This window comes from Halomonas alimentaria, from assembly GCF_009902005.1.
Taxonomy (GTDB): Bacteria; Pseudomonadota; Gammaproteobacteria; order Pseudomonadales; family Halomonadaceae; genus Halomonas; species Halomonas alimentaria.
The window spans coordinates 1-254 of record NZ_WUTT01000009.1; the positions used below are offsets into that span (position 1 = coordinate 1).

General features: G+C 64.2%; 1 protein-coding gene. It reads left to right on the plus strand.

Annotation, left to right across the window (positions count from 1 at the left end):
- Positions 1-18 precede the first annotated feature (18 nt).
- Positions 19-254 (plus strand): DUF5801 repeats-in-toxin domain-containing protein (locus GRB96_RS15445; RefSeq protein ID WP_161433173.1); only part of this gene is annotated, 236 nt, incomplete at its 3' end.

Genomic DNA, 254 nt, shown 5'->3' on the forward strand with positions numbered 1-254 from the left:
GCCGACGGTGCCGGCACGGTGAGCTACACGCTGGCGGCCAGCAGTGCGGCGACAGGGCTGTACCTGGCGGGTGCTGATACCTCTGAAGCGAACAACGAGATCCAGCTGGTGGCCGACACCGACGCTGATGGCAACGTTACCGGCTATACCGGTTACGTGGGCGGCGACGACAGCACGGATCCGGTGTTCAGCGTCGAGGTTGCCAGTGACGGCGAGATTACCGTCACCCAATACCAGGCCCTGGAGCATGACAC